The organism is Streptomyces sp. NPDC007162 (assembly GCF_040634175.1).
GTDB lineage: Bacteria > Actinomycetota > Actinomycetes > Streptomycetales > Streptomycetaceae > Streptomyces.
Genome location: NZ_JBEYFC010000789.1, coordinates 1 through 2,956, shown reverse-complemented (window position 1 = coordinate 2,956; position 2,956 = coordinate 1). Strand labels below are relative to the sequence as shown.

Annotated in this window: 3 protein-coding genes; 1 reads left to right on the top strand and 2 read right to left on the bottom strand. The window is 68.6% G+C overall.

What is annotated here, in order from left to right; genetic code table 11:
• Positions 1-219: 219 nt before the first annotated feature.
• Positions 220-2,031, top strand: a complete 1,812-nt coding sequence (locus ABZ646_RS43960; RefSeq protein WP_360532644.1) for an IS481 family transposase — start codon at positions 220-222, stop codon at positions 2,029-2,031.
• Between the two features lie 40 nt (positions 2,032-2,071).
• Here ABZ646_RS43960 and ABZ646_RS43955 read toward each other — a convergent pair whose 3' ends face one another.
• Positions 2,072-2,464: a hypothetical protein gene (locus ABZ646_RS43955; RefSeq protein WP_360532641.1), complete on the bottom strand. Its 393-nt coding sequence runs from the start codon at positions 2,462-2,464 to the stop codon at positions 2,072-2,074.
• Positions 2,464-2,889: an ATP-binding protein gene (locus ABZ646_RS43950; RefSeq protein WP_360532638.1), complete on the bottom strand. Its 426-nt coding sequence runs from the start codon at positions 2,887-2,889 to the stop codon at positions 2,464-2,466. The genes ABZ646_RS43955 and ABZ646_RS43950 overlap by 1 nt, the downstream gene beginning before the upstream one ends.
• Between the last annotated feature and the right edge of the window lie 67 nt (positions 2,890-2,956).

Below are 2,956 nucleotides of genomic sequence, written 5' to 3'. Positions count from 1 at the left end.
TAAGTACCGCGCGGGCGCCCCCCGGCCCCCCCCCCCCCGCCCGGAGGAGCGGAGCGACGACGGGTGCTTGAACCAGTAGAGAAAGTTGTAACTCACTCGGGCCTGTGGGGCTGTCCGATCCCGGTAGATGCTTGACAGTTCGGTCCCAGCTGATGGTTGACAGTGGCCGTGTTCGGGTTTTCTGTGCGCGTCGTTGCGGTGCGTGTGGGGAGGCTGGGATTGGCGCTGGTGGAGTTGTCGGTTGTCGAGCAGAGATACCGGGCTGTCCTTGCGGTGCTGGCGGGTGCGACGGTGACGGAGGTCGCCGCGTCGCTGGGGGTGTCGCGGCAGACGGTCAGCGGCTGGAAGTCGAGGTATGAGGCTTCGGGTCTGGCGGGGTTGGCGGATCGTTCGCGAAGGCCGGCGTCGTGTCCGCATCAGGCGTCTGCCGAGGTCGAGGCGGCGGTGTGTGAGTTGCGGCGCAAGCATCCGAAGTGGGGTCCGCGGCGGATCGCTCATGTGCTGGAGAAGTCCGGGGCAGTGAGCCCGGTGCCGTCGCGGATGACCGTGTATCGGATCCTGGTCCGTCATGGGCTGGTGGAGCCGGGGGTGCGGCGGAGGAAGCGGTCGGATTACAAGCGCTGGCAGCGGGACCGGCCGATGCAGCTGTGGCAGATGGACATCGTCGGCGGCGTGATGCTGGTCGACCCGGTCACCGGGGAGCTGACCGAGGCGAAGGTCGTGACCGGTGTGGACGACCATTCCCGGTACTGCGTGATCGCGTCGGTGGTCGAGCGGGCGACCGGGAGGGCGGTCTGCGCGGCCTTCGCCCGGGCCTTGCAGGCGTTCGGGGTGCCGGAGGAGGTGCTGACCGACAACGGCAAGCAGTTCACCGACCGGTTCGGGCAGGGCGGTGAGGTGTTGTTCGACCGGATCTGCCGGGAGAACGGGATCGCGCACCGGCTCACCCGGCCGGCGTCGCCGACCACGACGGGCAAGGTCGAACGGTTCCATCAGACCCTGCGGCGCGAACTCCTGGACGACTGCGGCGCGTTCGAGAGCATCGAGGCCGCTCAGGCGGCACTGGATGCGTGGGTGGAGGAATACAACTCCTCGCGTCCGCATCAGGCGCTGGACATGCAGTCTCCGGGCGACCGGTTCACCCCGGTTGCAGAGAAGGAACGGGACGTACTGGGCCTGAGGGTGCCCGGGGTGCTCGCGCTGGTGCCCGAGCAGCGGACGGCTCCTGCGGTGACGTCGGACCCGGCCGAAGCGCCGCCTGTCCCTGCCCCTCTTCCCGAGGTGGTGCAGGTGGACGAGGGCGGGCCGGTGGAGTTCGAGCGGGTGGTGCCTGCGAGTGGGAATCTGCAGGTCGCGGGCAAGCAGTTCTGGCTCGGACCGGCCCGCTCAGGACTGACGGTGACCTTCTGGGCCGACACCTCGGTGATTCATCTGCTGATCGCGGGAGCACGGGTCAAGACCGTGCGGTCGCATCTGTCGGTGGCGGATCTGGGACGGCTGGCCGCCCAGGGCGGACGTGCTGCCGGGCCGGCCCCGCTTCCGGTCGGTGACGGGGCGGCGTTCGAGGTGGACCGGGTCGTGAACAACAGCGGCCTGGTGGGCCTGGGCGGGCACCAGGTGCTGGCGGCGGAGATCCTCGGCGGTCGCCAGGTGGGTATCCGCATCGATGAGGAGACGCTGTCGTTCTTCGATCCGTCCTCGCGGGAACTGCTGCGGGTGCGGCCCAACCCGCTGACCAGTGAGGAAGTCCGAAGGCTGCGGGGCCTGCGTCCGGCCGGACCGCCGCCGCGTCCGGGCATCGAGCCCGTGCGGGTGCAGCGGCGGGTCAGCGCGGTGGGCACCGTCATGGTCTGTCGGCAGGTCGTCTCCCTCGGCCGTCCGTACGCGGGGCAGACCGTGACCGTCCACGTGTCGGACACGACGATCAGCGTCGAGCTGGACGGCCAGATCCGGGTGATCCGGCGCACGACCGACGTCCCGGTCCGTAACGTGAAAGCGAACAAGCCCCACGGGGCTCCCTACGTTGTCTAGGCCCACCGTCAAACATCACCTGGGACCAGAACGTCAGGCATCAGCTGGGATCCGACACGGGCCTGTGGGGCTTGAAGGTGTATGCGCAGGCTGGGAGTTCGGCGTCTTGGCGGTGGGCCAGTGGCAGGAAGATGACCGGCCGGATCGTCCATGTGATGCGGGTGCTGGCCTGGGTGACCGACACGGTGCAGGGTTCTAAGCGGAGCAGGGCTCGTCGTGTTTCGGCGCGGCCGTCGTGGAGCCAGACCCAGACCTCGTCGGAGGTGTCTGGGTCGAGTGCGGGTGAGATGGTGCGGAGTGCGATGGCGACCCATCTGTCTGCCTGGGGTGCGGAGTAGGCGTCGAAGGATGCCCGGAGTGCCGGCCACTGCATGCCGTCGGTGGGGTCCTCGGTCCAGCACTCGCACCAGAAGCCCCGTCGGGGTTTGTCCATCAGCACGGGTGGCCTCCCCGCTGGGCGTTAACGAAGAGTTCCGCGGTGACTGTGTAGCCGCCACCTGCGCCCTGGACGATGACCCTGTGTGCGAGGGCGCTGACCATGCCCAGTCCTCGGCCGTGCTCGGCGTCCTGGTCCTGGTGCTCGACCTTCGGGGCGCCGCCGCCTCCGTCGTCTGTGACCGAGAGTGCGATGACCTGTGGTGCCACTGCCAGGGCCAGGTGGAAGCTTCCGCGTTCCCCTCCGCTGCTCGTGTGGAGGAGCGCGTTGGTGCTGAGCTCGCTCACGATCAGGGCTGCGTCGTCCGCCAGGGGCGATCCGCGCAGGATGTCTCTCGTCCAGCGGCGGGCCCGGCTGACCTCTTCCGGAAATCCTGGGCAAGTCAGTCCCCAGACTCGGACTCGACTCGTATACTCGTGCATACAAGTTCCTTCGTGCTGGTAGGCCGCCATGTGCAGCGGGTTCGGGCTAGACGAGTTTCACGCCGTC

Excerpts from the sequence above, each read along its gene's own strand:
- ABZ646_RS43955 (WP_360532641.1), bottom strand. The coding sequence starts at position 2,464 with ATGGACAAACCCCGACGGGGCTTCTGGTGCGAGTGCTGGACCGAGGAC.
- ABZ646_RS43950 (WP_360532638.1), bottom strand. The coding sequence starts at position 2,889 with ATGCACGAGTATACGAGTCGAGTCCGAGTCTGGGGACTGACTTGCCCA.